The sequence below is a fragment of the Actinoplanes sp. NPDC051388 genome (assembly GCF_055586225.1).
This window is the reverse complement of the sequence record NZ_JBVJIP010000021.1, coordinates 22,156-48,549: the sequence shown is the minus strand read 5'-3', so window position 1 is coordinate 48,549 and position 26,394 is coordinate 22,156. Positions and strand designations below refer to the sequence as shown.

Annotated in this window: 25 protein-coding genes and 1 riboswitch; of the genes, 16 read left to right on the top strand and 9 right to left on the bottom strand. The window is 72.3% G+C overall.

Features of this window, described 5'->3' with window-relative positions:
- Positions 1-17 precede the first annotated feature (17 nt).
- A complete protein-coding gene (locus tag ACZ6TI_RS39170) occupies positions 18-776 on the top strand; it encodes a hypothetical protein (RefSeq protein ID WP_465350318.1) in 759 nt (252 codons plus the stop codon).
- A 27-nt stretch (positions 777-803) separates the two neighbouring features.
- On the opposite strand, the gene ACZ6TI_RS39165 is transcribed toward ACZ6TI_RS39170, so the two are convergent.
- The 4 genes from ACZ6TI_RS39165 to ACZ6TI_RS39150 form a co-directional block, all read right to left on the bottom strand.
- Positions 804-983, bottom strand: coding sequence for an SIP domain-containing protein (locus ACZ6TI_RS39165; RefSeq protein WP_465350439.1), 180 nt, complete (start codon positions 981-983; stop codon positions 804-806).
- Positions 984-1,236: 253 nt separating this feature from the next.
- Complete coding sequence (locus tag ACZ6TI_RS39160) at positions 1,237-3,498, bottom strand: putative bifunctional diguanylate cyclase/phosphodiesterase (protein ID WP_465350317.1); 2,262 nt, start codon at positions 3,496-3,498, stop codon at positions 1,237-1,239.
- 39 nt (positions 3,499-3,537) lie between these two features.
- Entirely contained in the window at positions 3,538-5,022 is a 1,485-nt protein-coding gene (locus ACZ6TI_RS39155; RefSeq protein ID WP_465350316.1) for a serine/threonine-protein kinase, read from the bottom strand.
- Between the two features lie 50 nt (positions 5,023-5,072).
- The gene (locus tag ACZ6TI_RS39150; protein ID WP_465350315.1) at positions 5,073-5,711 is read right to left on the bottom strand and encodes a hypothetical protein; all 639 of its coding nucleotides are present in this window, start codon (positions 5,709-5,711) and stop codon (positions 5,073-5,075) included.
- A gap of 88 nt (positions 5,712-5,799) precedes the next feature.
- On the opposite strand from ACZ6TI_RS39150, the gene ACZ6TI_RS39145 reads away from it, so the two are divergent.
- Positions 5,800-7,011, top strand: coding sequence for an alpha/beta fold hydrolase (locus tag ACZ6TI_RS39145; protein ID WP_465350314.1), 1,212 nt, complete (start codon positions 5,800-5,802; stop codon positions 7,009-7,011).
- A gap of 32 nt (positions 7,012-7,043) precedes the next feature.
- Here ACZ6TI_RS39145 and ACZ6TI_RS39140 read toward each other — a convergent pair whose 3' ends face one another.
- Positions 7,044-7,910, bottom strand: coding sequence for a glutathione S-transferase C-terminal domain-containing protein (locus ACZ6TI_RS39140; protein WP_465350313.1), 867 nt, complete (start codon positions 7,908-7,910; stop codon positions 7,044-7,046).
- A gap of 113 nt (positions 7,911-8,023) precedes the next feature.
- Here ACZ6TI_RS39140 and ACZ6TI_RS39135 point away from each other — a divergent pair, with 113 nt between their 5' ends.
- The 7 genes from ACZ6TI_RS39135 to ACZ6TI_RS39105 all read left to right on the top strand — a co-directional run bounded on the left by ACZ6TI_RS39135 (position 8,024) and on the right by ACZ6TI_RS39105 (position 12,596).
- Positions 8,024-8,518, top strand: coding sequence for an NADPH-dependent FMN reductase (locus ACZ6TI_RS39135; RefSeq protein WP_465350312.1), 495 nt, complete (start codon positions 8,024-8,026; stop codon positions 8,516-8,518).
- 69 nt (positions 8,519-8,587) lie between these two features.
- On the top strand, positions 8,588-9,187 hold the full coding sequence (locus ACZ6TI_RS39130; RefSeq protein WP_465350311.1) for a helix-turn-helix domain-containing protein: 600 nt from the start codon (positions 8,588-8,590) through the stop codon (positions 9,185-9,187).
- A gap of 34 nt (positions 9,188-9,221) precedes the next feature.
- Positions 9,222-10,112: an NAD(P)-dependent oxidoreductase gene (locus tag ACZ6TI_RS39125; protein WP_465350310.1), complete on the top strand. Its 891-nt coding sequence runs from the start codon at positions 9,222-9,224 to the stop codon at positions 10,110-10,112.
- Positions 10,109-10,528: a cupin domain-containing protein gene (locus ACZ6TI_RS39120; protein ID WP_465350309.1), complete on the top strand. Its 420-nt coding sequence runs from the start codon at positions 10,109-10,111 to the stop codon at positions 10,526-10,528. Before ACZ6TI_RS39125 ends, ACZ6TI_RS39120 begins: the two co-directional genes overlap by 4 nt.
- Entirely contained in the window at positions 10,525-11,220 is a 696-nt protein-coding gene (locus tag ACZ6TI_RS39115) for a 2-keto-4-pentenoate hydratase (RefSeq protein ID WP_465350308.1), read from the top strand. The genes ACZ6TI_RS39120 and ACZ6TI_RS39115 overlap by 4 nt, the downstream gene beginning before the upstream one ends.
- Complete coding sequence (locus ACZ6TI_RS39110; RefSeq protein ID WP_465350307.1) at positions 11,220-12,143, top strand: alpha/beta hydrolase family protein; 924 nt, start codon at positions 11,220-11,222, stop codon at positions 12,141-12,143. Before ACZ6TI_RS39115 ends, ACZ6TI_RS39110 begins: the two co-directional genes overlap by 1 nt.
- Before the next feature lie 6 nt (positions 12,144-12,149).
- Entirely contained in the window at positions 12,150-12,596 is a 447-nt protein-coding gene (locus ACZ6TI_RS39105; protein WP_465350306.1) for a hypothetical protein, read from the top strand.
- Positions 12,597-12,599: 3 nt separating this feature from the next.
- On the opposite strand, the gene ACZ6TI_RS39100 is transcribed toward ACZ6TI_RS39105, so the two are convergent.
- Together ACZ6TI_RS39100 and ACZ6TI_RS39095 are read right to left on the bottom strand one after the other, a co-directional pair.
- Positions 12,600-13,577: a ribonucleotide-diphosphate reductase subunit beta gene (locus ACZ6TI_RS39100; protein ID WP_465350438.1), complete on the bottom strand. Its 978-nt coding sequence runs from the start codon at positions 13,575-13,577 to the stop codon at positions 12,600-12,602.
- Between the two features lie 23 nt (positions 13,578-13,600).
- Positions 13,601-15,898, bottom strand: a complete 2,298-nt coding sequence (locus tag ACZ6TI_RS39095; RefSeq protein ID WP_465350305.1) for a ribonucleoside-diphosphate reductase subunit alpha — start codon at positions 15,896-15,898, stop codon at positions 13,601-13,603.
- 98 nt (positions 15,899-15,996) lie between these two features.
- A riboswitch (cobalamin riboswitch) is annotated at positions 15,997-16,204 on the bottom strand.
- A gap of 76 nt (positions 16,205-16,280) precedes the next feature.
- Between ACZ6TI_RS39095 and ACZ6TI_RS39090 the strand changes: the two genes are divergently transcribed.
- The 6 genes from ACZ6TI_RS39090 (at position 16,281) to ACZ6TI_RS39065 (ending at position 23,820) form a co-directional block, all read left to right on the top strand.
- A complete protein-coding gene (locus tag ACZ6TI_RS39090) occupies positions 16,281-18,827 on the top strand; it encodes an ATP-binding protein (RefSeq protein ID WP_465350304.1) in 2,547 nt (848 codons plus the stop codon).
- A gap of 97 nt (positions 18,828-18,924) precedes the next feature.
- On the top strand, positions 18,925-19,176 hold the full coding sequence (locus ACZ6TI_RS39085; RefSeq protein WP_465350303.1) for a DUF4242 domain-containing protein: 252 nt from the start codon (positions 18,925-18,927) through the stop codon (positions 19,174-19,176).
- A gap of 2 nt (positions 19,177-19,178) precedes the next feature.
- Complete coding sequence (locus tag ACZ6TI_RS39080) at positions 19,179-19,832, top strand: hypothetical protein (protein ID WP_465350302.1); 654 nt, start codon at positions 19,179-19,181, stop codon at positions 19,830-19,832.
- 34 nt (positions 19,833-19,866) lie between these two features.
- Positions 19,867-20,676 (top strand): ABC transporter ATP-binding protein, encoded by an 810-nt coding sequence (locus ACZ6TI_RS39075; protein ID WP_465350301.1) that lies wholly within the window; start codon positions 19,867-19,869, stop codon positions 20,674-20,676.
- A 24-nt stretch (positions 20,677-20,700) separates the two neighbouring features.
- Positions 20,701-21,696, top strand: coding sequence for an ABC transporter substrate-binding protein (locus ACZ6TI_RS39070; protein ID WP_465350300.1), 996 nt, complete (start codon positions 20,701-20,703; stop codon positions 21,694-21,696).
- Between the two features lie 6 nt (positions 21,697-21,702).
- Positions 21,703-23,820, top strand: coding sequence for an iron ABC transporter permease (locus ACZ6TI_RS39065; RefSeq protein WP_465350299.1), 2,118 nt, complete (start codon positions 21,703-21,705; stop codon positions 23,818-23,820).
- On the opposite strand, the gene ACZ6TI_RS39060 is transcribed toward ACZ6TI_RS39065, so the two are convergent.
- On the bottom strand, positions 23,817-24,950 hold the full coding sequence (locus tag ACZ6TI_RS39060) for an erythromycin esterase family protein (RefSeq protein WP_465350298.1): 1,134 nt from the start codon (positions 24,948-24,950) through the stop codon (positions 23,817-23,819). The genes ACZ6TI_RS39065 and ACZ6TI_RS39060 overlap by 4 nt on opposite strands.
- Positions 24,951-25,008: 58 nt before the next feature.
- Here ACZ6TI_RS39060 and ACZ6TI_RS39055 point away from each other — a divergent pair, with 58 nt between their 5' ends.
- Positions 25,009-25,758 carry a MerR family transcriptional regulator gene (locus tag ACZ6TI_RS39055; protein ID WP_465350297.1) on the top strand — a complete coding sequence of 250 codons (750 nt, stop codon included), beginning with the start codon at positions 25,009-25,011 and terminating at the stop codon, positions 25,756-25,758.
- Between the two features lie 62 nt (positions 25,759-25,820).
- Here the strand turns inward: ACZ6TI_RS39055 and ACZ6TI_RS39050 are convergent, their stop codons facing one another.
- Positions 25,821-26,327 carry a hypothetical protein gene (locus ACZ6TI_RS39050; RefSeq protein WP_465350296.1) on the bottom strand — a complete coding sequence of 169 codons (507 nt, stop codon included), beginning with the start codon at positions 26,325-26,327 and terminating at the stop codon, positions 25,821-25,823.
- Positions 26,328-26,394 lie beyond the last annotated feature (67 nt).

Sequence of the window (26,394 nt, the reverse complement as noted above, 5' to 3'; positions counted from 1 at the left end):
GAACAGGTGTTGCGAGGATGGCCGACAATCTGGGCATGGCGTGGTGGACGCGGGCCGAATGCCCGGTTCGATCGGCCGAAGAGGCCTGGATCGACCGGTCGATGGACTGGTTCGTGGCGCAGTTCGGCACGGCCCGGCTGCACGGCGACGTGGTGCTGCCGACCGACGATTACTTCCCGGGTGTCTATCGGGGGACTCGCGAGGATGTCCGGTCGGTGCTGCTGCGGCTCTGCGCGCACATGGGCATCGACCCCGCCCGGGTGGAGCTGCAACACGACCGGTCCGACGACGACCCGGCGTTGTCCGCCACCATGCCGATCCACTCGGAGTCGACCGGCGCGGCCGGCCACCACCGCGTCCGCGACGGCCGGTCGATCATCGGAATCCGCGACGATCAGGCCGCCCGCCCGATGGCCCTGGTGGCGACCATCGCCCACGAGCTGGGGCACGTCCTGCTGCTGGCGGAGGGCCGGATCTCCGCCCGGCGGGAGGACCACGAGCCGCTCACCGACCTGCTGACCGTGTTCTTCGGGCTCGGCGTCTTCGCCGCGAACTCCGCCTTCGACTACTCCCGCGAGACCCGCGGCGACTACAGCTACTCCCGCACCAGCCGGCTCGGCTACCTGACCGAGCCCATGTACGGCTACGCACTGGCCCGCTACGCCTGGCTGCGCGGCGAGCCGAACCCGGCCTGGATGCGATATGTCGACACCAACCCGCGCGCGTTCCTCAAGCGGGGTCTGCGCTACCTCGCCCACCAGGATCCATCCCGATAGCCCCGGCGCCCCGGCGCGTGACGTCCGTCAATCGGCGGCGCCCGCGCCGAACCCCGGCCGGCCGACTGCCCAGTGCGGCTGCATGCGGACCGCGCGCCGGGCGAAGCCGCGCTGCTCCACCATGTGGCGCTGCACCAGCCGGCAGGTGTCGCTCTCACCAGCCACATAGCCCGCGTCAGCGCCGCGGACCGGGGCGCGTGCCGCCAGATCGAGTAGACCCGGCGGGCCGGCACCTGCACCACCAGGTGTGCGCCGGGCGGCTCGCGAGGCGCGGGAAGTCCGGACCGACCAGCTCGATCTCGCGCATGTGCTCGGTCACGCCGGTGACCGAGCGGACCTTGGCGGTCAGCTCCGGCCTGGACGTTCGCCTCGGATGGGGCACGCGGGGGAGACTAACAATCATGGCGACGCTGCGGTCGGTGAACGGTCGTCCTCGACCTCTGAGCTCTGACCTCTGAGCTCAGACGGTCGCGAACTGCTCGCGTACCAGACTCGCAGCCGCCGCCGGCGGCAACGGCCGGTGGTAATGGAAGCCCTGACCCACCGCGCAGCCCATGTCGATCAGCGCCGCGGCCTGCTCGGCCGTCTCGATGCCCTCGGCCACGACGAGCATCTTGAACGCCTCGCCGAGCCGGACCACGGCCTCGCACACCGACCGGGCCTCGGGGTCGTCCGCGATGCCGGTGACGAACGATCGATCGATCTTCAGCATCGTGACCGGCAGATTGCGCAGGTAGCTCAGCGCGGAGTACCCGGTGCCGAAGTCGTCGACCGCGAGCCGGACGCCGAGATCGCGCAGCGCCTGCAGTCGTCCGATGGTGAGCGGATCCGGCTGCAGGATGACGCTCTCGGTGAGCTCGAGGGTCAGCCGGTCGGCCGGAAAGCCGCTCTCCGTCAGGATCCGCTCGACGGTCTGCACCAGATCCGGCTGGGCCACCTGTTTCGGCGACACGTTCACCGAGAGCCGCAGCGGTTCCGCACCGGGGAACTCGGCCCGCCAGCGGGCGGCCTCCCGGCAGGCGGCTCGCAGCACCCACGTGCCCAGTGGCACCACCGCGCCGGTGTCCTCGGCCAGGTCGATGAACTCGCCCGGTCCCAGCAGGCCACGCCTGGGGTGGTTCCAGCGGACCAGGGCCTCGACCGCGAGCAGCCGGCCGGTCGCGAGCGCCACCCCGGGCTGGAAGTAGACGACCAGTTCGTCGTTCGCCACGGCCCGGCGCAACTCGGCTTCCCGGGCCTTGGTGTCCAGCACGTCCGAGTAGTACTCGAAGCGCCCGCGGCCGGCCCGCTTGGCCGCGTACAGCGCGGTGTCCGCCTGCTGCAGCAGGGTCTCGCCGGACGCCTCCGGGTCGTCCCGGACCGCCACGCCGATGCTCGCCTCGACCATCAGCAGGTGTTCGCCGAAGATCACCGGCGTGCGCAGGGCCTCGATCAGGCGAGCGGCGATCGTGCCCGCGGTCTCCCGGGACGGCACGTCCTGCACCAGGACGGCGAACTCGTCGCCGCCGAGGCGCCCGGCCAGATCGCCGGCCCGGAGCACGCCGCGCAGCGCGACCGCGACCGCGTTCAGCACCGCGTCGCCGGCCTCGTGGCCGTACGTGTCGTTGATCGGCTTGAACCGGTCGAGGTCGATCAGCAGCACCGCGCTGTGCCGGCCGGCGCGCATCGGCTGGGCGCTGAGCTGTGCCAGACGCTCGGTCACCAGGTTGCGGTTGGCCAGTCCGGTCAGCCCGTCGGTGGTGGCCAGCTCGCGGTTGTCCCGCACGGCGTGCATCTGGCGGGCCATCACGAACAGCGTGAGCACCGCCGCGCCGACGATCATCCCGCCGTACGGGTTGACCGGCAGGTGCGACGACTTCTCGGCGAGCAGGGCGTAGGCGGCCAGGCTGGCGGCGTACGGCAGCAGGGCGACCGCGTTCCGGTCGGAGCGCGCCGAGAACAGGTCCCGCCGCCGGCGGTACTGCCGGTCCGCCGCCAGTACCAGCAGGAAGCAGCTAAGCAGCCAGAGCAGGTCCGGCCAGGAACCCCCGGTGAAGCCGCCGTTCAACTGGATCCAGCTGTACGAGACGTCGGCGGTCACCGACAACGCGATCGATCCGGCGAGCAGCCCGACCGGCGTCCCCGGCCGCCGCCGGCGCAAGAGGACGGAGGCCACGGCCAGCACCAGCAGCAGATCGCCGATCGGCAGCGCCGCCGTGTACGCCAGTGCCCACCCGCTGAGGCCCTGCGCGTTGAGGATCGGGCCGAGCAGGAGATACCAGATCACGATGAAGCCGCCGGAGCCGACGATGAGCGCGTCCAGGGCGATCTTCAGCCGGTCCCGGTGCCGCCGCCGCTCGCCGGGCAGCAGCAGCAAGCCGACGATCATGAACGGGCTGGAGAGCAGCAGCCAGTAGTCGGCCGGGGAGGGGTAGCCGGCGTAGTGCACGATCTGCTCCTGGACGAACCAGGTGGCGTGCGCGGCGAGCTGACAGACGAACGAGACGGTGAAGAACCGCCAGGCCCGCCGGGTCCGCTGCTCCTGCCGCCCGGAGCCGGCCACCCGCGCGCCGAGCACGGTGAACACCAGGGCGAGAGTGATGTACGTGGCGTCCGTGACCAGTGTGCTCAGCTGGTCGCCGCCCCAGTCGGTGAAATACCAGACCTGGTGGACGGCCAGCAGCAGCGCGCAGGCGAGCACGCTCACCGCGGCCGCGCGGCCGGTTCGGAACCAGGTCAGCATCACCAACCTCATCGGCCGCGCCGGCCGGATCATGAGTCGCTAGAGCGGGCCGCGGTCGACGAAGCTGAAACTGGTGGCGGGGTCGACCTCGCCGATCTGGTCGACGCTCACCTTCTTCTCCTTCGCGTCCCACTGCACGTGCCCGTAGGCCTCGTTGTAGAGGTGGAACGTCGGCCGGCCCTGGTCGTCCGTCTCGCCGGTCGCGGTCACCGAGAACAGCGTCGCCTCGGAGCGGCGGCACTCGGCCGCCTGCAGCCAGGCCCCGTCGCCCGGGACCAGCTTGACGCCCACGCAGGTCGGTTCGTCCAGCGGATGGCCGTCGCTGCGCAGCGATTTGATCAGGAAGTCCACGCCGGCCGGTTCGAGGACGAAGAGCGCGTCCACGCCGGTGCCGTCCGACGCGGTCACCTCGTACCAGTGCCGATCCAGGGAGAGGTCGCGGTCGATCTCCGCGACATGGATCAGGGTGCGTCGCCCGGCGCCGGGGATCGACGCGTACGGGTCGGCGGAGGCGGCAACCGAGGGTGGGGTGGACGCCGGTGCGGAGACCGACGACCGGGCGGCGGCGGTGTCCTCCGGCTCGTCCCGTTGCCGCAGGCCCAGGCCGACGGCGGTGCCCGCGAGCACCGCCAGTGCCGTGCCCGCCGCGGCCACCACCAGCCCTCGGCTCGGCCGCTTGCGCGGCGTCACGTCGTCGTCCGGCGGCACGGTGCCGGCCACCAGGTCGGCGAGCAGCGTCTGAGCGGTCGGGCGGTGCTCCGGCTCCTTGGCCAGGGCCGCCGCCACGAGACCGCGCAGCGGCTGGGGGATCCCGTCGAGCTGCGGCGGCTGGGTCAGGATGCGCATGGCGGTGGCCGGCGCGGAGTCCGCCTGGAACGGGGTGCGCCCGGTGGCCGCGTAGGCCACCACCGCGCCCCAGGCGAAGATGTCGGCGGCCGGCGTCACCGGGCGGCCGTCGGCCGGGTCGAAGCGCTCGGGCGCCATGTAGGCGACCGTCCCCACCATGTGGTCGGTGCGGGTGTGCTGGCTGGTGGCCTCGAAGGCGCGGGCGATGCCGAAGTCGATGACCTTCAGCCCGCCGCGGGCGAGCAGCACGTTGCCCGGCTTGAGGTCGCGGTGGATGACCCCGGCGCTGTGGATGGCGGAGAGCGCGGTGGCGATGCCGACCGCCAGCACGTGCAGCTCGGAACCGGAGAGGACGCCGTCGTCGCGGACCACCGCGGACAGGCTCGGCCCGTCCACGTACTCCATCACCAGGTAGGGCGGGTCGTGCTCGGGGTCGGCGTCCAGCACCGCCGCGGTGGAGAACGAGGGCACCTGCCGGATCCGGTTGAGCTCGCTGCGGAAGCGGCCGCGGAACTCCTCGTCGTGCGCGTATTCCGGGCGCATCATCTTCAGCGCGACCAGGCGTTCGTGCTGGTCACGGGCCAGGAAGACGGTGCCCATGCCGCCCTGCCCGAGCCGGCCGAGCAGCTCGTACCGGCCGAGCCGCGACGGCTCGTCCGGGCGCAGCGGCATGACCATCCCGGTACGGTAGCGGCTGATCCGGTCGACCGGCGAGCCGTGGGCCGGGCTCAGGTGGCACCCCGGTCGACGAAGCTGAAGGTGGCGGGCGTCTCGCCGTCCCGGTCGAGATAGAGCAGCTCGCCGGCGTCCTTCCAGCGCAGGGCGCCGTATTCGTCGTTGCCGATCCGCACCGTGGGCCGCTTCTTCTCGTCGGCCTCGCCGGTCGGCTCGATCGTGAAGACGGTCTCGGCGGCCTCCTGGCACTCCACCGTCTCCAGCGTCGCCACGTCGTTCTCGGTCTGCACCGAGACGCACCACCGGCCGCCCTCCTCGCGCGCCCGCAACGCCTCCACCAGGTGCCGGCCGTTCTTCAGCGGCAGGATCCGGAACAGGGCGCCGTCGTCGGTCCCGTCCCCGATCGCGATCGGCCCCTCGTAGGTGGCGCTCAGGTCCCGGTCGGCGGGCACGACGTGCACGATGACCTTGCGTTTGCCGGCCAGGATCGCGGCCAGCTTGGCGTCGGGCGTGACCGACGGCGACGGCGACGGCGACGGCGACGCGGAGGCGGACGGCGAGGGTGCGGCGGACGGAGGCTCCGAGGCGTCCGGGGTCCCGGCCGGCGTGGCCGTCCGGCAGCCCTGCGCCGCCACGAGCAGCGTGAACAGAGCGATACCGCCGGTGATCCTGCGCGCGAGCTTCGAAGGCACGAGCACAACTGTCGCGGAGTCCCCGGCCGGTTGCCACGTCAGGTGCCGGACGGACACTTCGCGGTGTACATCCGGGCAAGGTCGTAGGGTGAACCGGGTGTTGATCACCGAGCACCGGATCACGGTCCCGCTGGCGCCCGACCGCGCCGACACCCGAACCATCGAGGTCTACGCGCGCGAGATCGCCGCCGCGGACGGCCGCGACCGCCCCTTCCTGGTCTTCCTGCAGGGCGGGCCCGGGCACGAGGCGCCCCGCCCGGCGGACCGGCCGATGTCCCCGGCCTGGCTGGAGCGCGCGCTGCGGGACTTCCGGGTCATCCTGCTGGACCAGCGCGGCACCGGGCGCTCCACGCCGTACGGCGGCCCCGGCCCGGACCCGGCGGCGGACGCCGAGTGGCTCAGCCACTTCCGGGCGGACGGCATCGTCCGCGACGCCGAGGCCCTGCGCGAGCACCTGGGCGCCCGGCAGTGGAGCCTGCTCGGCCAGTCCTTCGGCGGGTACTGCTCACTGCACTATCTGACCGTCGCGCCGGACAGCCTCCGCGAGGTGTTCTTCACCGGCGGCCTGCCGCCGATCGGGCGCCCGGCCGACGACGTCTACGCGGCCGCCTACGACGCGATGCGCCGGCTGAACCGCCGCTTCCACCGCCGCTTCCCGCAGGACGCCGACCGGCTCCGCGAGCTGCTCGACCGCTGCGACGCGGGCGAGATCCGGGCCCTCGACGGCACGCCGCTGTCCCGCCGGCTGATCCGCACGATCGGCCACCACCTGGGCATGGACGGCGGCGCGGAGAGCCTGCACCACCTGCTGGAGCTGGACTTCGACTCGCCCGGCTTCCGGCACGACGCCGCGGCGATGCTGCCGTTCGACGCGCGCAACCCGCTCTACGCGGTGCTGCACGAATCGAGCTATGCCGACGGCGGCGCCACCCGGTGGTCCGCGGACCGGACGCTGCCGGACGACTTCCGGGGCGACTCCGCGCTGCTGACCGGCGAGCATCTGTTCCCCTGGCACTTCGAGGACACGCCGGGGCTGCGGCCCTACCGCGAGGTCGCGGCGCGGCTGGCCGAGCAGGACTGGCCCCGGCTCTACGACGCGGACGTGCTGGCGACGGTCGACGTGCCGTGCGCCGCCGTGATCTATGCCGACGACCCGTACGTGCTCCGGCAGTTCTCCGAGGAGACGGCCGACGTCCTGCCCGGCATGCACCGGTGGCTGACCGACGAATTCCTGCACAACGGCCTGCGCACGGCCGGCGGCCGCGTCCTCGACCGCCTGATCGCGCTGGCCCGCGGCTGACGGCTCAGATCCGCCAGTTCAGATCCGCCAGTTCAGATCCGCCAGTCCGGTGGCTCGGCGTCCGGCGCGGTGACGGCCTCGAAGTCGGTCGTGTCGCGGAAGGCCGGGAGCTGGTAGAGCCGGCGGGCATAGCGCCACAGGTGCGGATAGACGTGCAGGCCGGGGTTGAGCTCGCGGCGCGCGTTCGGGCCCACGTCGTAGCGGACCAGGGTCACCCAGAGTCGGATGTCCGCCTCGGTCAGCACGCCGCCCACCAGGTGGGAGGTGCGCGAGAGCCGGTCGTCGAGCCACGCGAAGGCGTCCAGCAGGGCGTCCCGGGCGGTGCTCGAACCGCGGGCGGCGGCACGGACGCCCTCGTTGACCGCCGGGCGCAGCCGGTGGTCCAGCCGGTCGATCTCGTCCCGCAGCGCCGGGGGATAGGTGTCCACCGCGTCGTCGGTGAGATGGCGGAAGCGGGTGGCCAGGTCGATGCCGATGCCGGTGCTCTCGTTGCTGACCACCCGTGTGGTGTAGCGGTCCCACAGCGTGGGCACGGCGACATAGCCGGTGTAGCCGTCCACCGTCGCCTCGTACGCCTGGCGCAGCAGCTCGAAGCCGTTCACCGGGTCCGGCCCGTAGCGCTCCCGGAACGCCCAGCCGCGGCCGTCCCGCTCGCCGTCGACGTAGGACATGGTGACCAGGTCGTGCAGGCCGGCCAGCTCCCGGGTGATCGCGACGCGGTGCGACCAGGGGCAGAACCAGCCGCCGTACACGTGGTAGCGGAACGGGCGGGCGGTGAACGGGCCGTCCTCGGTGATCCGCCCGGTGAAGCCCACCTCGCGCGGTGTCTCGTAGGCCCCGAAGCGAGCCGGGTCGGCGGGCGAGGCCAAGCGGGTCATGTCCGATAGATGCAGCGTCATGAGCGCCTCCTGCACTCCCACTTTACCCATAACTTGGATAGGAGTTGCGAGGTTGCTTTCGGTAATCGGATGGTCGCAGTATTACAGCGGATCGGGCGACGAAGGGAACTCCCATGCCGGACGTTGTGGTGATCTCCGGAAATCCGCGGCCGGGATCGAGGACGCTGCAGCTCGCCCGGGCGGTCGGCGAAGGGCTGGCCGCCCGCGACGGCCGGGGCTCGGTGGTGGTGGTCGACATCGCCGAGCTGGCGCCGTCGCTGCTCGCTCCCGGTGACGGCCCGACCGGCGAGGCGCTGCTGGCGGTGCAGGACGCGACCCTGCTGGTCGTCGCCACTCCGACCTACCGCGGGTCGTACACCGGCGCCCTGAAGGTCTTTCTCGACCAACTGCCGGCCAACGCCCTCGCCGGGGTGGTGGCGGTGCCGGTGGTGACCGCCGACTTTCAGCCCCAGGCGGATGCGGCCGAGGCTTTCCTGGCCCGGCTGCTGCGCGAGCTGGGCGCCGACGTCATCGACTTCGGACTGACCGCGATCGGCCCGGAGCTGGCCGACCCGCGCGGCCTGGCGGACCAGTACACCGCCGCGACCCAGAAGCTGCTCCACCCCTGAGTTATCCGGGTTTCGGCCCGCTGCGCCGCCTGCTGGATCGCCTCGGCGTGCCTGCCTTACAGTTCCCGCGTGCCCGCTGAACCCGCTGATGAGCGCCCGCGACCCGTCACGGCGGACATCGGCGGGCGGATCCGGGTCGAGCGGGAGGCGGCCGGCGTCTCGCTGCGAGCCTTCGCCGCGCGGCTCGGCGTCTCACCGAGCCTGCTCTCGCAGCTGGAACGCGGACTGGCCCAGCCCTCGGTCGCGACCCTGTGGGCCATCGTCACCGAGCTGAACCTGTCGCTGGACGCGCTCTTCGCCGGGCCGGACGACGAGGACGCCCCGGGCGGGCCGGTGCTGGTGCAGCGGGCCGGCTCGCGCACCGCCATCGAGCTCGGCGGCGGGGTGCGCTGGGAGCGGCTCAGCCCGGCCCCGGATCCGGACGCCGCGTTCGCCTTCGTCACCTACCAGCCGGGCGGCACCGCGGCCATCGACCACCCACCCGCGACCCACCGCGGCAAGGAGTACGGCTACGTGCTGAGCGGCCGGCTCGAGGTCGAGGTCGGCGACGAGACGCTCCGGCTCGGCCCGGGCGACGCCGTCGTCTTCCGGTCGGGCGCCCCGCACCGCTTCCGGGCACTCGGCGACGAGCCGGCGCGGGCCGTCTGGCTCAACCTCGCGAAGGGCTAGCGCAGCCCGGAGGCCCTGAGTTACCGTCCGGCCTATGTTTAATGCCATTGAACGCATCGGCTTCGCCGGGCTGGGCGCGATGGGGTCCGGGATCGCTCGGCGACTGCTCGACGCCGGTCACGAGGTGATCGGCTGGAACCGCACCAAGGAGAAGGCCCAGCCGCTGCTCGATGCGGGCATGGGCTGGGCGGACACCCCGCGTGAGCTGGCCGGGCGGGCCGACGTGCTGTTCACGATGCTGACCAACACGCCGGCCATCCAGGCCACCGCCGACGGGCCGGACGGCGTGCTGGCGGGGCTGCGGCCGGGCACCGTCTGGGCCGACATCAGCACCATCGCGCCGGACGCCAGCGTGGCGCTGGCCGAGCGGGTGCGCGAGACCGGCGCCTGGTTCCTGGACTGCCCGGTCTCCGGCAGCCCGGCCACGCTCGCGGCCGGGCAGATGTCGGTGATGGCCGGCGGCGACCGGGCGGCCTTCGACCACGTCAGCGAGGTGCTGCACGTGATCGGCCCGAAGGTGACGTACATCGGGCCGAACGGCCACGCCATCCTCACCAAGGTCGCGATCAACCTGGCCCTGGTCGTCTCGGTGACCGCCTTCGCCGAGGGCGTGGCGCTGGTGGAGAAGGCCGGCGTGGACCGGGCGGCGGTCGTCGACGCCGTCCTGAAGAGCGTCATCGCCTCGCCGGTGATCTCCTATCGGGCCCCGCTGCTGGTCGACGACGCCGCGGTGTTCGCCGACGTCGAGCTGCAGCAGAAGGATCTCGTGCTGGCCCAGGACCTGGCCCGCAAGCTCGGGATGAGCGTGCCGACCTGCTCGGCCACCAGCGAGATGCTCAACGCCGCCCGCAGCTCCGCGACGGCCGACCGCGACTTCCTGGTGAGCGTGCACGAGGCGTACCAGCGGATCGGAGGTTCGGCATGACCGGCAAAGAGGTGTACCGCACGCGGATCGACGACGTGCCGCTGGAGCCCGGCCTCAAACGCGAGGACGGCTGGATCGACATGCGAGTCCAGTTCCTCATCGGCGCGCACCGCGGCAACACCGACGACCTGACGGTGGGCAAGACGGTGCTGCCGCCCGGCGCCCGGCACGAACGGCACCTGCACCACCACGCCGACGAATTCCTGGTGGTGCTGAGCGGATCCGGCGAGATCTACACCGACGAGGGCCGCGAGCCGTCGACCGCGGGCGACGTCATCTTCACCCCGCGCGGACACTGGCACGGCTTCGACAACACCGGCACCGAGGACGTCGTGCTGATCTGGGGCTGGAGCGGCGCCGGCGCGCTCGACCAGACCGGCTACGCCTACACGCACCAGCACGGGCCTGCGGAATGACCGCGCTTGACGTGCGCATCATCGACGGCATGCGCGTGCAGCTCGCCTCCCGCTCGGAGCGGCTCCGGAAAGGCGAGCGCGCGCTCGGCTGGAAGGTGGGCTTCGGCTCGCCGGCCGCGGGGGCGAAGTTCGGCATCGACCGCCCGCTGGTCGGCTTCCTGTTGCGGAGCAACCTGCTGCCGGACGGCGCCGCGGTGTCCCTGGCGGGCTGGGCGGCGCCGATGCTGGAGCCGGAGATCGCGGTGCACCTGGCGCGCGACGTGCCGGTCGGGGCGTCCTGGGACGCCGTCCGGCAGGCCGTCGGCGGGCTGTCGGCGGCGATCGAGCTGGCCGACGTCGACCCGCCGCCGGAGGACGTCCGCACGATCCTGGCCGGCAACATCTTCCACCGCCACGTGCTGCTCGGCCCGGTGCGCGAGGGCTGGACCGGCCCCGACGAGATCCACGCGCGGATCCTGCGCGACGGCGCGGAGGTCGCCGCCACCGATGACGTCGCGGCGCTGACCGGCGAGCTGGTCGAGGTGGTGCGGCTGACCGCCGAGCTGCTCGAGGCCTGCGGCGAGCGGCTGCGAGGCGGCGACGTCATCATCACCGGGTCGGTGCTGCCGCCGCTGCCGGTCGCCGCGGGCCAGACCGCGGCCGTCGAGCTCGGCCCGCTCGGCCGGCTGACCGTCGAGCTGAGGGCGTCGTGATGGACGATCCGGTGTTCACCGAGACGCTCGCCGGATCCGACCGGCCCGCGCACTTCTTCCTGGCCGAGACGCTGGACGGGCTCTACACGCCCTATGCCCTGCGGCTGCCCGAGGGCGACGGCCCGCACCCGTTCGTCTTCGTCGCCTATGGCAACGGCGGCGGCGGGCTCGCCTGGCTGCGGGACCGGGTGCACCGGTTCCGGCACGTGACCGACGTGCTCCTCGACGCCGGCTACGCCTGCGCCTGGAGCCGCTACCGCACCGAGGTCGAGCTGGGCTATCAGACCGGCGGGCCGCTGCGGACCGACATCCGGCAGGGCATGCAGCTGATGAGCCGGGCACCCCTCGAGTACGAGGACGAGGTCGCGGTGCTCCGGCACGTGGCGCGGCACCCCCGCATCGACGCCGACCGCCTGCTGCACCTCGGCGTCAGCCATGCCGGCGAGATGCTGTTCAAGCTGTGCTCGCAATATCAAGGCCTGCTCCGGGCCGGCGTGGCCGCGGAACCGGCCTCCCACGAGCTCCTCACCCTGCGGCTCGACGACGCCCCGACGGTCAAGGTCACCGACGGACTGCGCAACATCGAAAACCTCGAGGTACGCAGCGCCGACCGCGCCCGCGCCCGGATCACCGACCCGGACGAGGTCTCCCGGCGGCTCGACGGCGTCGACATCCCGGCGCTGGTCCTCGGCCGCGAGCAGGACGAGCTCCAGGGCATCTTCCGGCTGACCTACGACCTGCTGGCCGAGAAGCGGGCCGACGCGGAGTGGCGCTCCTGGAGCCACGACATCCACGGCTACATCTACCCCGAGACCGGCGCCGACGGTGTCCCTCAGGTCGACGAGGTGCAACGGGAGGCGCTGGCCGTGATCGTCGACTTCTTCGACCGGCAACTGCACAGATCCCGAGCGACAGCCGTCTAGGTAGGTGTGAACTACCCTGAGCACCCGTTCCGCAAGGCCCTGGAGGAACACGAGAACCAGGCCCCCGACCCTGGCGCGGTGTACAACCGTGTCGAGACGCTGGCCCGGGTCTACCGCCGGCGGCGCCTGCTCATGCAGTCGGCGAGCGGGGTGCTGCTCGGCGCCGGAGTGTTGCTCGGCCTGGTGCAGATGAACGCCTTCATCCAGGGCGAGGCCGCCCAGCCGCCGTCCGCGCCCCCGCCGACGGCCGCCGGCGGACGGGAATCGAAGTCCCCGTCCGCCGAGCCGCCGACCATCGACAGTGAGCTGGACGCGTATTTCCACGCCGGCTACAACTGGGACGAGGCCGAGAAGCTCGCCCGCCTGTGGAAACTCGACGACCCCTATGAGGCCAAGGTCGAGGGCGGCCGCCGCCTGCTGGCCGGCGAACGCCTGCCGATCCGTCCGAACTGATGCCTAGAAGTCGTCGTCGAAACTGACCGTGCCGGAGACGCCCACCTGATAGGCGGAGACCTTGCGCTCGAAGAAGTTCGAGAGCTCCTGCACGTCCTGCAGCTCCATGAAGGCGAACGGATTCGTGCTGCCGTAGAGCGGGTCGATGCCCAGCTGGGCCAGCCGCCGGTCGGCGACGTGTTGCAGATACTCGCGCATGTCGGTCAGGGACATCCCGGAAACGCCCTGTTCGAGCAGGTCGGCGGCGAACTGCACCTCGCACTCGACGGCCTCGGCGAGCATGTCCCTGACCTGTTGCACCATGGCGTCGTCGAACAGGTCCGGCTCCTCGGCGCGAACGGTGTCGACGACGTCGAAGGCGAACGCCATGTGCATGGACTCGTCGCGGAACACCCAGTTGGTGCCTGAAGCCAGGCCCTGCAGCACGCCCCGCGAGCGCAGGAAGTAGACGTAGGCGAAGGCGCCGTAGAAGAACAGGCCCTCGATGCACGCGGCGAAGCAGATGACGTTGAGCAGGAAGGCCCGCCGGTCCTCCTTGGACTTCAGGGAACGCATCTCATAGATCGAGTCGATCCACGTGAAGCAGAACTCCGCCTTCCGGGCGATCGAGGGAATGTTCTCCACCGCGTCGAAGGCGGCCGCCCGCTCGGCGAGATCGGGCACGTAGGTGTCCAGCAGATTCAGATAGAACTGGACGTGCACCGCCTCCTCGAACAGCTGCCGGGAGAGATAGAGCCGGCCCTCCGGGGAGTTGACGTGCTGATAGAGGTTGAGCACCAGGTTGTTGGCCACGATCGTGTCCCCGGTGGCGAAGAAGGCCACCAGCCGCGACACCAGGTGCCGTTCGGCGGGCGACAGCCCGGCCAGGTCGGCGAGATCGGCGTGCAGGTCGACCTCCTCGACGGTCCAGGTGTTCTTGATGGCGTCCTTGAAGCGGTCGAAGAAGTGCGGGTAGCGCATCGGCCGCAGGGTCAGGTCCATGCCGGGATCGAGCAACCTCTGATTCACTGGCACGCCTCACAGGACTCGGGGTTCTCCAGGGAGCAGGCCTCGGCCGGGGTGAGCTCGATCGAGACGGTCGCCTGCTGAATCCGCGTCGCGGGGCGCGAACGCAGGTAATAGGTGGTCTTGAGCCCGGATTTCCAGGCGTGCAGGTACATCGAGGAGAGCTTCCCGATGGTCGGCGCGCTCAGGAACAGGTTCAGCGACTGCGACTGGTCGACGAACGGCTGCCGGCTCGCGGCCAGCTCGATCAGCGCCTTCTGCGGCAGCTCCCACGCGGTGCGGAACAGCTCGCGGACCTCGGCGGGCAGCTCGGCGATGCCCTGCACGGAACCCTCGGTCCGTTTGATCTGCTCGCGAACCCGCGCCGTCCAGAGGCCGCGCGCCTTCAGCTCGCGTACCAGATAGGTGTTGATCTGCAGGAACTCGCCGGACATCGTCTCGCGTTTGAAGAGGTTGGACACCTGCGGCTCGATGCACTCGTAACATCCCGCGATCGAGGCGATGGTCGCGGTCGGCGCGATCGCGATCAGCAGCGAGTTGCGCAGGCCGTGCTCGGCGATCCGAGTCTTCACCGCCGCCCACCGCTCGGTCTGACCGACCGAGGCGCCCCACAGCTCGGGGTGCAGATTGCCTTGTGCGGCACGGGTTTCGGCGAATGCGGGGTGCGGGCCGAAGCGCTCGGCGAGAACGGTGGAGGCTTCGAGCGCGGTCAGGAAGATCTCTTCCTGTACGCGGGTGGACAGCTCCTTCGCCGCGGTGGAGTCGAACGGCAGCCGCAGCTGGAAGAACGCGTCCTGCAGGCCCATCAGCCCGAGCCCGACCGGCCGCCACCGCGGGTTCGAGGCCGCCGCCTGCTCCGACGGGTAGAAATTGATGTCGATCACCCGGTCCAGGAAGGTGATCGCGGTGCGGACCGTGGCCCGCAGCCGTTCCCACTGCACCCCGTCCGCGGTGACGTGCGCGCCGAGGTTGATCGACCCGAGGTTGCAGACCGCGGTCTCGTCGTCGCTGTTCACCTCGAGGATCTCGGTGCACAGGTTGGACAGGTGGATGGTGTTGCCGGGCGCGCCGGTCTGGTTGGAGAGCGCGTTGGACCGGTCCTTGAAGGTCATCCAGCCGTTGCCGGTCTGAGCCAGGGTGCGCATCATCCGGCCATACAGATCGCGGGCCTTGACGGTCTTGACCGCCTTCTTCTCGGCCGTGCGATAGGCCTCGTCGAAATCGTCGCCGAACAGGTCCGGGAGATCCGGGGCATCCGACGGGTCGATCAGCGACCAGTCCGCATCAGCCTCGACGCGGCGCATGAACTCGTCGGGGATCCAGTTGGCGAGGTTGAGGTTGTGCGTCCGGCGCGAATCTTCGCCGGTGTTGTCGCGCAATTCGAGGAACTCCTCGACGTCCGGGTGCCACGGCTCCAGATAGACGCAGGCGGCGCCCTTGCGACGGCCGCCCTGGTTGACCGCCGCCACGCCCGCGTCGAGCGTCTTGAGGAACGGCACGATCCCGTTCGACCGGCCGTTGGTGCCCCGGATCAGGGCGCCCCGGCCGCGGACCCGGGACCACGAGATGCCGATGCCGCCGGAGAACTTCGACAGCTTCGCGACCTGGTGGTAGCGCTCGTAGATCGAGTCGAGCTCGTCCCGCGGCGAGTCGACCAGGAAGCACGAGGACATCTGGGTGTGCCGGGTGCCCGCGTTGAACAGAGTCGGTGAGCTGGGCAGATAGGCGAGCGACGACATCAGCCGATAGAAGCCGATCGCCTCGGCCGGCGACTGCGACAGTCCGCACGCGACCCTCAGCAGCCAGTATTGCGGGGTCTCGACCACGAGCCGCGACGACGGGTGGCGCAGCAGGTAGCGGTCCGCCACGGTGCGCAGGCCGAAGTACTCGAACCGCAGATCACCCTCCGGGTCGACGGCGTCGTCGAGCTTGCGGGCGTGGCGGGCCACGAACGCGGCGGTCGGGTCGCCGATCAGGCCCTGCAGGTGCGCGTACCGGATGGACTGGCTGAAGCTCGCGACCTCCTGGCCGCGCACCTCCTTCTCCACGAAGGCGGCGAGCAGCCGCGCCGCCAGACGTGAGTACTGCGGCTCCTCGCCGATCAGCTCGGCGGCCGTCTGGATCGACAGTTTGTCCAGCTCGGCAGTGGTGGCGCCGTCGTAGAGGCCGCTGATCGTCCGGGTCGCCACCCGCAGCGGATCGACCTCGTCCAGGTCGGCGACCCACCGCTCGACCGCCCTGACGATCTTGTTGACGTCCACCGTCTCGGTGTTGCCGTCGCGCTTGCGAACTTGCATCCGTCCCCCTCGTTACGGGCGCGCAGGGGGACGCCGCCGGACGCGGTCGTCCGGCTGATGGCGTCGGCCGTCCCACGCGGCCATCGACCGCCGCACGCGACGCGTGCGGCGCGCTGGCAGGTCTTCGGACTCGCGGGCGTGACCTGTCGGTCGCCTACTGGCCGTCGCTTCCCAAGCTCGCGCTCAGTGCTTCATGACGGCGGTCGTTCCCACTCACCGCTGCGGGGCAGTCCCGGTTTCGCACCGGGTTCCCTGTTGCCTCGACCACCGTGGAGCGATGATCGAACCAGCTGCGGGGCACACCATATATGGCCGTGACGGCTAAATGACAACACCAGATGGTGTGTCGGCGTGGCGGGCCGGCGAGACGTAAGCTCGCTCGATGGAGCTGGTCGAGCGAGAGCACTTCCTGCGGGCTCTCGACGATTATGCGGTCGACGCGGTGGCCGGCAGCGGGCGCTTCGTGCTCGTCTCCGGCGAGGCCGGGGTCGGCAAGACCGCGCTGCTGGAGGCTTTCCGCGAGCAGCGCGGCGACCTGCGCTGGTGGTGGTCCGCGTGCGACGGCAGCTTCACGCCGCGCCCGCTCAGCCCGCTCTTCGAGATCGCGTTCGGCGTCGGCGGCCGGCTGCTGGCCCTGAGCGGGGTGGACGCGGATCGGCGGGAGCTGTTCGCGGCGTTCCTGTCCGCTCTCGACGACCCGGGCGCCACCACCGTGCTGGTGGTGGAGGACCTGCACTGGGCCGACGACGCCACGCTCGACTGGTTGCGCTATCTGTCCCGGCGGATCGCCCGGACCCGGGCTCTGGTGGTGGTCAGCTACCGGGACGACGGGCCGGGGGACGTGGCGAACCTGCGTACGGTGATCGGTGAGGTGGCCTCCCATCGTGGCACCCGGCGCCTCTCGCTGGCGCCGCTCTCGCCGGAGGCGGTGCGCCGGATGGCCGGCGAGCGCGGGCGCGACGCGGACGAGGTGCATCGGCTCACCGGCGGGGTGCCGTTCTATGTGCAGGAGGTGCTCAGCGCCGGGCCGGGGGAGGTGCCGCGGACGGTCGGTGACGTGGTGGCGGCCCGCACCGCGGGACTGTCTCCGGCGGCGCGTCAGGTGCTCGGCGCGGCGGCGGTGCTCACCCGGCCGGGGGACGGGCCGATGCTGGCGGCGGTCGCCGAGCTGGACGCCGGCGCGGCCGCCGAGGCGCTGGACGAATGCCTGGACTCCGGCACGCTGGTCGGCGAGCCGGAGGCCTACCGGTTCCGGCACGAGCTGACCCGGCTCGCGGTGGAGCGGGCGATCCCGGCACGCCGGCGGTCGCGGCTGCACGCGCTGGCGCTGACCGCGGTGCGCGCCGGGACGCCGGCGGATCATGCCCGCCTGGCCCACCACGCGGAGGCGGCCGGCGCGACCGACGAAGCGCTGCGGCACGCCACGCTCGCCGCCGCGGACGCCGTGGCGCTGCGATCCAACCGGGAGGCCGCGGCGCAGTTCCAGCGGGCGCTGCGCTTCGCCGGCGGCAGCGACCCGGCGGCCCGCGCGGAGCTGCACGAGGGGCTGGCCACGGCGCTGGCGCTGACGGACCGCTGGGCGGAGTCGGCGGCCGAACGGGCCGAGGCGCTGGCGCTGCGCCGCGGACTCGGCGACCCCGTGCGGATCAGCGAGAACCTGCGCGGCCTGTCGCGCTGCCTCTGGCGGCTGTGCCGGGGCGAGGAGTCCGCGGCCGCCGCGCACGAGGCGCTCGCCGTCATGGCCGGCCGGCCCGCGTCGCCGGAGAAGGCGTGGGCGCAGTCGCTCCATGCCGCGGTGATCAGCGAGACGCATCCGCGGGAGGAGGCCCTGGCCGCGGCGCGGGAGGGACTGCGCCAGGCCGCGGAGGCATCCGCGCCGAAGGCGGTCGCATACAGCCTCAACAGCATCGGGATGCTGGAGCTGGCGGCCGGGCGGGACGGCTTCCCCGACCTGCTGCGCTCGCTGGAGCTCGCCGTCGAGCACGACTGGGAGGACGAGGCCGGCCGCGCCTATGCGAACCTGTGCCAGTCGGCGGTCGACCGGTGCCGGTTCACCGACTTCGAGAAGCACTACACCGAGGGCATCGCGTTCTGCCACGAGCACGACGTGACGACGTACGGCGTCTGCCTGCGCGGCACCCACGCCGCCGCCCTGCTGCGCACCGGGCGGCTCGCCGAATCGGTCGCCCTGATCGAGGAGACGCTGCGCGGGACGATCTCGCCGGTCAACCGGTTGGCGCTGCTCATTCCGCTCGCGGCGGCCCGTCTGCGACAGGGCGATCCGGCCGCGGACGACGCGCTGGAGCAGGCCTGGCAGCTCGCCGTCAGCGTCGACGAGCGCAGCTGGCCGCTGCGGGTGGCCGCGGTGGCGGCCGAGGCGGCCTGGCTGGGCGGGCGGCTCGACGAGCGGGTCGCCGAGGCCGCGGCGGGCTCGCCGGACGACGACGTGTGGCTGCGCGCCGAGCTCGCCGTCTGGCTGGACCGGCTGGCGGCGCCGGGCCCGCGCCCCGAGTCGCCGCCCGAGCCCTATGCGCTGGAGTTGAGCGGTGAGCACGAGGCCGCCGCCCGGTGGTGGCGCGAGGCGGGCTGCCCGCACGACGAGGCGATGGCGCTGACCCGATCCGCGCCGGCCGCCGCCCTGGACCTGGTCACCTCCATCGGCGCCGATCGGTCCGCCGCGCGGGTGCGGCAGATGATGCGGCGGGCCGGCGAGACCGTGGTCCCGCGTGGACCCCGCGCGGCCACCCGCGCCAACCCGCACGGGCTCACCCCACGCGAGGCGGAGGTGCTCGCGCTGCTGCGCGAGGGCCTGACCGACGCCGCGATCGCCGGCCGGCTCTACATCTCGGAGCGCACCGTGCACCACCACGTGTCCGCCGTGCTGGGCAAGCTCGGGGTGTCCTCGCGCGCCGCCGCCCGATCTGGGTAATCCGCCGCGCAACCTGGGCATCGACTGCCGATGCCCAGGTCAGAGCCGCATTCCTACCGTGACAGGGGTCCGCATCCGAACCCGGGAGGAACCTGTCATGCCGCTCTTCATGGACGTTCACCACATCGCCGGCGGAGTGTCCTTCGACGACGTCGCCGAGGCGCACAAGGCCGACCTGCAGGCGCAGGGTCGCTACGACGTGCAGTACCTCAGGTACTGGGTCGACGAGGCCGCCGGAAAGATCTTCTGCCTGGTCGACGCGCCCGACGCGGAGGCGGCGAACACCGTGCACCGGACCGCGCACGGGCTCGTCGCCGACGAGATCCACCCCGTGCAGGAAGGGGCCTGACGATGCGCCGCAGCATCCTTCTCGGCTCCGCCGCCGCCACGGTCCTGCTGGTGACCGGCACGATGTCGGTCGCCCGGGCGACCGAGCCGTCCGGCCTCGGGCCGGTCCGGGCCGCCACCACGGAGTTCCACAGCATCGCCGTCGCGGAACAGCGCGGCTATGCCCTGCTCACCGACGCGAGCGGGATCGCGTGCATCGACATGCCCGGCATGGGCGGCATGGGGGTGCACTGGGCCCGGTCCGATCTGGTCGGCGACGGCCGGGTCGAGGCGGTCCGTCCGGAGGCGATGGTCTACGCGCCCGGCCGCGACGGCACGCTGGTCCTCGCCGCCGTCGAATACGTCGTCCTCAAGGCCGACTGGGACAGCGCGCACCGCCGGCCGCCACGGTTGTTCGGCCACGAGTTCGACGTGACCGCCGCGCCGAACCGCTTCGGACTGCCCGCCTACTACTCGTTGCACGTGTGGGCGTGGCAGTCGAACCCGGCCGGCCGGTTCGCGATGTGGAACCCGCGCGTGACCTGCCCGGGAGCCGCACACCCGGCACACCTGCACGCGGCGGCCGGGTCGAACCGGCAGGACCTGCAGGACCTCAACGCCCTCAAGCGGAATCTGGCGGTGCTGAGCCGCGAAGGGCGGCGTGACCAGCCCGAGTAGGAGATCCGCAGGAAGTTAGGTTAGCCTCACCTGCATGGATGGGGTTGGTGCGCTCATCGGCGCGGAGCTCACGCTGGACTATGACGGCCGCACGGTCGTGCACGGTGCCGGCATCGAGCTCCGCGCCGGCCGTGTCGTGGCGCTGGTCGGGCCGAACGGCTCCGGCAAATCGACGCTGCTGCGGGCGCTCGCCCGGCTGCACCCGCCGCGGTCCGGCACCGTGCGGCTGCCCGACGGCGACGCGCTCTCGTTGCGCCCCAAGGAATTCGCGCGGAAGGTCACCCTGCTGACCCAGTCCCGGCCGACGCCGGGCGGGGTCCGGGTGCGCGACGTGGTCGCGTACGGCAGGCACCCGTACCGCGGCCGGTTCGGCGCCGGCGATGCCCAGGGTCCGGAGGTGGTGGACCGGGCGATGCGGCTCACCGGTGTCTCCGGCATGGCCGAGCGCCCGGTCGACGAGCTGTCCGGCGGCGAGCTGCAGCGCGTCTGGCTGGCCACCTGCCTCGCCCAGGACACCGGCGTGGTGCTGCTCGACGAGCCGACCACCTTCCTGGATCTGCGCTACCAGATGGAGATCCTCGACACCGTCCGCGAGCTGGCCGACGAGCACGGTGTCGCGATCGGTGTCGTGCTGCACGACCTGGACCAGGCGGCCGCCGTGGCCGACCACGTGGTCCTGCTGTCGGCGGGCGCCGTACGCGCCGCCGGCCCGCCCGCCGAAGTCCTCACCGCCGAGCTGCTCAGCGAGGTCTACGGGCTGCGGATCGAGGTGCACGTCGACGAGGACGGGCGCGTTCGCACGCAGCCGATCGGCCGGCACACCCACCGGCACGCCACCACCTGAATCACCACCAGAGGGGAACCCCTGATGTTCACAACCCGCCGCGCGTTCGTCACGACGGCGGCCGCGCTCACCGCGCTGGCCCTCGCCGCCTGCGGCACCACGGAGGAACCGGCCGGCACCGCCGCCCCCGGCCCGTCCGCCTCGTCCGGACCGGTCCAGATCACCGACGAGCGGGGCACCTTCACCCTGGAGAAGCCGGCCACGAATGTCGTCTCCCTGGAGTGGGGTCCCACCGAGAACCTGGTGGCGCTCGGCGTCAAGCCGGTCGGCCAGGCCGATCCCAAGGGCTACAACGACTGGGACACGACCGCGCCGATCGACCCGAAGACCCCGGACGTGGGCACCCGCGGCGAGCCCAGCCTGGACGCGATCATCGCGCTCGACCCGGACCTGGTCGTCACCACGACCGACCTGCCCGAGACGGTGATCGCGGAGATCGCCAAGCAGGTGCCGGTGGTGGCCCTGCTCGGTTCGAACGGGCCGGACCCGATCGGCTACATGCGCAAGTCGGTGACCACGCTGGCGCAGGCCACCGGAAAGGTCGCCGAGGGTGAGAAGCTGCTGGCCGACTTCGACGCCAAGGTGGCCTCGGCCAAGGCGCAGCTCGCCGCGGCGGGCAAGGCCGGCGCGCCGTACACCATGTCGGACGGCTGGCTCGACTCCGGCACCGTGTCGATCCGGATGTTCACCCCGCAGTCGTTCCTCGGCGGCATCGGCGTCGAGCTCGGCCTGCAGAACCAGTGGACCGAGGGCGGCGACAAGGTCTACGGGCTGGCCCAGACCGACGTCGAGGGCCTGACGAAGCTGACGAACAAGGACAACACCTTCGTCTACATCAGCAACAAGGCCGACAAGAGCGACGCGTACGTGGCGGCGCTCGAGAGCAACGCGATCTGGAAGGGGCTGCCGTTCGTGCAGGCCCAGCGGGTCAAGCGGCTCCCGGACGGCATCTGGATGTTCGGTGGCCCGCTGTCCGCCAACGCCTACATCGACGCGCTCGTCGGCGCCATCACCAAGTAACCGATCATGACCAGCCGCACCATCAGCAGCACGGTCGCACCGCCGCAACCGCGGGCGCAGACGCCGGCCCCGCGCCGCACGGTCGGGATCGTCGGCGCCTTCGCCGGCGCGGTCGTGCTGCTGGTGGTCCTGGCCACCGTGCACCTGACCCAGGGCACCGCCAGCCTCAGCCTCGGCGAACTGCTCGACGGGATCCTGCCGTGGGCGCGGCCGGACGACGCCCGGGCCCAGTCGGTCGCGATCCTGATCGAGAGCCGGTTCCCCCGGCTGGCCGCGGCGGTGCTTGTCGGCATCGGCGTCGGCGTCGCGGGCGCGGTGCTGCAGTCGGTGTCCCGCAACCCGCTGGCCGCGCCGGACACCCTCGCCGTCAACGCCGGCGCCTGGGTGGCCGTCGTGGCCGTGGCGGCGTTCGGGGTGACCCTGCCGTTCTTCGTCAACGGGGTGGTCGCCTTCGTCGGCGGGCTCGCCGCCGCCGGCCTGGTGCTGGCGGTGGCCCGTGGGGGCGCGTCCGGGCCGACCCGGCTGGTGCTGGCCGGTTCGGCGGTCGCGCTGGCCCTGCAGTCGCTGACCTATGTGCTGCTGATGCTCTTCCAGGTGAACACGCCGGGACTGTTCGGCTGGGGCAGTGGCACCACCGTGCAGTCCGGCACCCGGCAGGTCACCCTGGCCGCGCCGCTGATCCTGGTCGCGGTGCTGGCCGTGCTGCTGCTCGCACACCGGCTCGACGTGCTCGAACTGGGCGACGACTCGGCGCGGGTGCTGGGCGTCGACGTCCGGCGTACCCGGGTCGTCGCGGTCGTCCTCGCCGTGCTGTTGTCCGCGACGGCGGTGACCGTCGCCGGGCCGATCGGCTTCGTCGGGCTGAGCGCGCCGGTGATCGCCCGGCTGCTCGCCACCCGGGTGACCGGCCTCGGGAAACACCTGCTGCTGCTCCCGTTCGCCGCGCTGACCGGCGCGCTGATCGTGGTCGGCGCCGACGTGCTGCTGCGCGCGGTGCTGCCCGCCGAGCGGGCCATCTCGATTCCCACCGGCGTGGTAACCACGTTCGCCGGCGCGGTGCTGCTGGTCTGGCTGGCCCGCCGGCTGCGGTCCGGTGGCCCGGCGGCGGCGCCCGCCCGCGGCGCGCGCGGCCGGATCCGCAGCCGCGCCGCGATCACCGTGATCGGCGTGCTGCTCGGCGTCGGCCTGATCGCCGCGTTCATCGCCGCGCTGCTGCTCGGCGACCGGATGTTGCTGCTCGGCGACGTCGCCAACTGGTGGCAGGGCAACTCCGGCCGGGCGGTCACGTTCGTCCTCGACCAGCGCTGGCCGCGGGTGCTGGCGGCACTGCTGGGCGGCGCCGCGCTCGCCCTGGCCGGCATCGTCGTGCAGGCCGTCTGCCGCAATCCGCTGGCCGAGCCCGGTCTGCTCGGCATCACGCCCGGCGCCTCGGTCGGCGCGGTCGCGATGGTCCTGCTGCTGCCCGGCATCGGCGCGTGGCCGGTGATGGCCGTCGCGACGGTCGCGGCGCTCGGCACGTTCGCGATGGTCTACCGGCTCGCGGCCGGCCGCGGCCCGGCTTCCGACCGGATCGTCCTGGTCGGCATCGGCGTCAGTGCCGGCGCGGCCGCGCTTACCTCCCTGATCGTGCTGGTCGCCTCGCCGTGGAACACCAACCTCGCGCTGACCTGGCTGGCCGGTTCCACCTATGGCCGCACCCTGTCCCAGGTGTTCCCGGTGGCGCTGGTCCTGCTGATCGCGCTGCCGCTGACCCTGCTCGGCACCCGGACGCTGGACCTGGTGGCGCTGGACGAGGACGTGCCGCGGGTGCTGGGCGTGCCGCTGAGCCGGGCCCGGCTCGGGTTTCTATCGCTGGCCGCCGTGCTCACCGCGAGCGCGGCCACCGCGGTGGGCGCGCTGGCCTTCGTCGGCCTGGTGGCGCCGCACGCGGCTCGCGCGCTGGTCGGCGCCAACCACGCCCGGGCGGTGCCGGTCGCGGTCGCGCTGGGCGCCCTGCTGGTCTCGGTGGCGGACACCCTCGGCCGCACCGTCCTGGCCCCGACCCAGCTCGCCGCGGGTCTGGTCACCGCCCTGATCGGTGCGCCCTATTTCGTGCTGCTGCTCTGGCGCACGCGCCCGGCCTAGAGGTCCTTGACGAACACGATGCCGTCGGCCTCGGACGGGTGGGACAGCGGGGAATAGCCGTACCAGGGGGATTCGCGTTCTGCCGCGGCTGTCAGCATGCCGGGGTCGACGATGAAGCGGTCGCCCGGGCGGGCGTACAGCATGCCCTCGACGGTGTCCGGGGGTGGGGTCCGCACGCCGCGGTGCGCGATCGTGCCGATGGCGGTGGCCACGAAGGCATATCGCTCGCCCAGGTGCGCGCTCACGATCGAGCCGGCCCCCCACCAGTCCACCGGCGCGCCGCCCATCCGCATGCTGCCCCGGTGGCGCTGAAAGTGTCCATTGTGGCCCGATGCCAGCGCCGGACCGCGCTCGGCGACGGCCAGCAGGTTGGCGGCCATCATCGCATCCCGCATGCCGAGCAGCCACGCCATCCGGGCCGGTGATGTGTCGGCCATCCAGAAGTGGTAGCGCAGCAGGCCGACCGCGGTGCGCGCGAACATCCGCGCCCGGTCCCAGTCCGCACGTGAAGATGCCGCGATCAGGCCCGGCGTCTGCGATTCGAGCAGGGCCACCAACTGGTCGGTCAGCAGCCGCAGCCGATCCGCCTCGGGTGTCTGCCCGGCGGACCGCGCCGGATCCCGCATCGCGGCCGGGTCGGTCCACCGGTCGTCGTCGCCGAGCAGGCCGTCGAGCGTCTCCGGGCCGCACGGCAGCAGCCCGGCGTCGACGTGGGCGGCCAGGTAGGCGTGCAGCGTCGTGAGGACCTGTCGCGGGCTCGCCGCGCCGCTGATCTCCAGCGGGCCGTCGAAGCCGGCGAAGCGCACCCGCTCCGGCGCCGGCCGGCCCTCGTTGTGCGCCCGCATCCAGCGCACCAGCTCGCGATTGCCGCCGAAGGCGCCCCACTCGTGGCTGAAGCCGCGCGCCAGCACGTCGTCGAGGTCGCCGGTGCCCGACGTGACGTAGTCGTCCACGATCAGGCCCATGACGCAGTCGCTCTCGATCGCGATCGTCCGATAGCCGTCCCGTTCCACCAGCTGCCGGAAGAGATCGTTGCGAACCTCGAGCAGCGTGTCCTCGCCATGGGTGGGCTCACCCAGCGCGAGCAGTCGTGGCCGGGTCGGCCGAAGTTCCTTCAGAGCGATGTACATACCCTTAACGGTATCGTTGAACCAACTGTTGAAACTTTCCACGAGTGTGGGCGGAGCGGTGGGGCGAAACCTTCGAACGGACGGGCACCTGAGGCCGGTCGACCTGGCGCGCGGGCACGGCCTCTCGACCCAGGCGATCCGAAACTACGAGTCGGCCGGCATCCTGCCCGCGGCCGAGCGCACCCCACACGGCTACCGCACCTACACGCCGCGGCACGCGCAGGCCCTGCACGCGTTCCTCGCCCTCGCGCCTGGCCACGGCCACCAGTCCGCTACCGCGATAATGCGGGCCGTCAACCGGGACGACACCGCCGAGGCGCTGCGCCTCATCGACGAGAGTCATGCCCAGCTCCTCGACGACCGCCGCACACTCCAGGCCGTCGAGGCCGCCCTGCCAACCCTCAATCCGGCGCGCCCGGAGCGCGGCGACCAGTTCGTCGGCCCGCTGTCCCGGCGGCTCGGCGTCCGCCCGGCCACCCTGCGCAAGTGGGAACGGGCCGGCGTCGTCCAGCCGCGCCGCGACCCGAGGACGGGCTACCGGGTCTACGGCGCGGCCGACGTGCGCGACGCTCAGCTCGTCCACCAGCTCAGGCGTGGCGGCTACCGGCTGGCGCAGATCGCCCCGCTGATCGTCCAGGTGCGTTCGGCCGGCGGCGTCGCGCCGCTGGAGTCGATGCTGCACGACTGGCACGCTCGCCTCTCCGCGCGCGGCCGCGCCATGCTCGCCGGCGCGGCCGCCCTGGACGCCTATCTGGCCGCCGCCGGCCGTCGCGGCGAGGGCTCGGCGGCCGGCCGTCCGATGGCGTAGAGCTGCTCGAACGCGTCCACCGTGAAAGCCTCGTCGTGCAGTTCGGCATGGCCCGCGAGCGGTCAGGTCAGGCCCGCGGAGAACCACTGGAAGACGGCCGGGCAGGACCCGTCGTCGGTGCGCCGCGCCGTGACCGTCAGCACCTGCGAGCCCGCCGGCGGCGTGCCGGCGACCGGCTGGTCGCGGCCGCCGGCGCGGATCGTGTCGCCGCCGATCAGAACGCCGCCGACCGTGATGGACCAGTCGACCGCGGCGTCGCAGCCGGCCGACGCGAGGTTCATCCGGCCGTACAGCTCGGTGCGCCCGGGATCGTCGAGCGTGAGCCTCGTCTCGACCGCGCCGGCGGCCGGGATCGTCCACCGCAGACCGCTCGGCGGGCAGCGGCCACCGTCGTTGTAGCAGATCGCGCGGCGCATCTCGTGCGGACGATCACCGGACCGATAGCCCAGGCCCTGCGTCGGGTCCGTGCTCACGTACAGGTAACCGGCCGTGCCGGTCAGCACGACCAGCACCAGCAGGAACCCCCACCCGGAGTGGGCCCGCTCCCGCACCTCGTCCTGATCCGTCATCACACACCCACCTCCGTTCATGGACCCATCCTGTGAGCTCCCTCGGACGGAAGCCATGAGAGGCAGT

What these genes read in the sequence shown, in the direction of transcription:
- ACZ6TI_RS39120 (WP_465350309.1), top strand. Translation starts at nt 10,109, where the DNA reads ATGACCGGCAAAGAGGTGTACCGCACGCGGATCGACGACGTGCCGCTG.
- ACZ6TI_RS39135 (WP_465350312.1), top strand. Translation starts at nt 8,024, where the DNA reads ATGCCGGACGTTGTGGTGATCTCCGGAAATCCGCGGCCGGGATCGAGG.
- ACZ6TI_RS39170 (WP_465350318.1), top strand. Translation starts at nt 18, where the DNA reads ATGGCCGACAATCTGGGCATGGCGTGGTGGACGCGGGCCGAATGCCCG.
- ACZ6TI_RS39100 (WP_465350438.1), bottom strand. Translation starts at nt 13,577, where the DNA reads ATGGACCTGACCCTGCGGCCGATGCGCTACCCGCACTTCTTCGACCGC.
- ACZ6TI_RS39075 (WP_465350301.1), top strand. Translation starts at nt 19,867, where the DNA reads ATGGATGGGGTTGGTGCGCTCATCGGCGCGGAGCTCACGCTGGACTAT.
- ACZ6TI_RS39160 (WP_465350317.1), bottom strand. Translation starts at nt 3,498, where the DNA reads ATGCTGACCTGGTTCCGAACCGGCCGCGCGGCCGCGGTGAGCGTGCTC.
- ACZ6TI_RS39125 (WP_465350310.1), top strand. Translation starts at nt 9,222, where the DNA reads ATGTTTAATGCCATTGAACGCATCGGCTTCGCCGGGCTGGGCGCGATG.
- ACZ6TI_RS39115 (WP_465350308.1), top strand. Translation starts at nt 10,525, where the DNA reads ATGACCGCGCTTGACGTGCGCATCATCGACGGCATGCGCGTGCAGCTC.
- ACZ6TI_RS39060 (WP_465350298.1), bottom strand. Translation starts at nt 24,950, where the DNA reads ATGTACATCGCTCTGAAGGAACTTCGGCCGACCCGGCCACGACTGCTC.
- ACZ6TI_RS39110 (WP_465350307.1), top strand. Translation starts at nt 11,220, where the DNA reads ATGGACGATCCGGTGTTCACCGAGACGCTCGCCGGATCCGACCGGCCC.
- ACZ6TI_RS39065 (WP_465350299.1), top strand. Translation starts at nt 21,703, where the DNA reads ATGACCAGCCGCACCATCAGCAGCACGGTCGCACCGCCGCAACCGCGG.
- ACZ6TI_RS39090 (WP_465350304.1), top strand. Translation starts at nt 16,281, where the DNA reads ATGGAGCTGGTCGAGCGAGAGCACTTCCTGCGGGCTCTCGACGATTAT.
- ACZ6TI_RS39070 (WP_465350300.1), top strand. Translation starts at nt 20,701, where the DNA reads ATGTTCACAACCCGCCGCGCGTTCGTCACGACGGCGGCCGCGCTCACC.
- ACZ6TI_RS39050 (WP_465350296.1), bottom strand. Translation starts at nt 26,327, where the DNA reads ATGACGGATCAGGACGAGGTGCGGGAGCGGGCCCACTCCGGGTGGGGG.
- ACZ6TI_RS39155 (WP_465350316.1), bottom strand. Translation starts at nt 5,022, where the DNA reads ATGGTCATGCCGCTGCGCCCGGACGAGCCGTCGCGGCTCGGCCGGTAC.
- ACZ6TI_RS39080 (WP_465350302.1), top strand. Translation starts at nt 19,179, where the DNA reads ATGCGCCGCAGCATCCTTCTCGGCTCCGCCGCCGCCACGGTCCTGCTG.
- ACZ6TI_RS39095 (WP_465350305.1), bottom strand. Translation starts at nt 15,898, where the DNA reads ATGCAAGTTCGCAAGCGCGACGGCAACACCGAGACGGTGGACGTCAAC.
- ACZ6TI_RS39085 (WP_465350303.1), top strand. Translation starts at nt 18,925, where the DNA reads ATGCCGCTCTTCATGGACGTTCACCACATCGCCGGCGGAGTGTCCTTC.
- ACZ6TI_RS39140 (WP_465350313.1), bottom strand. Translation starts at nt 7,910, where the DNA reads ATGACGCTGCATCTATCGGACATGACCCGCTTGGCCTCGCCCGCCGAC.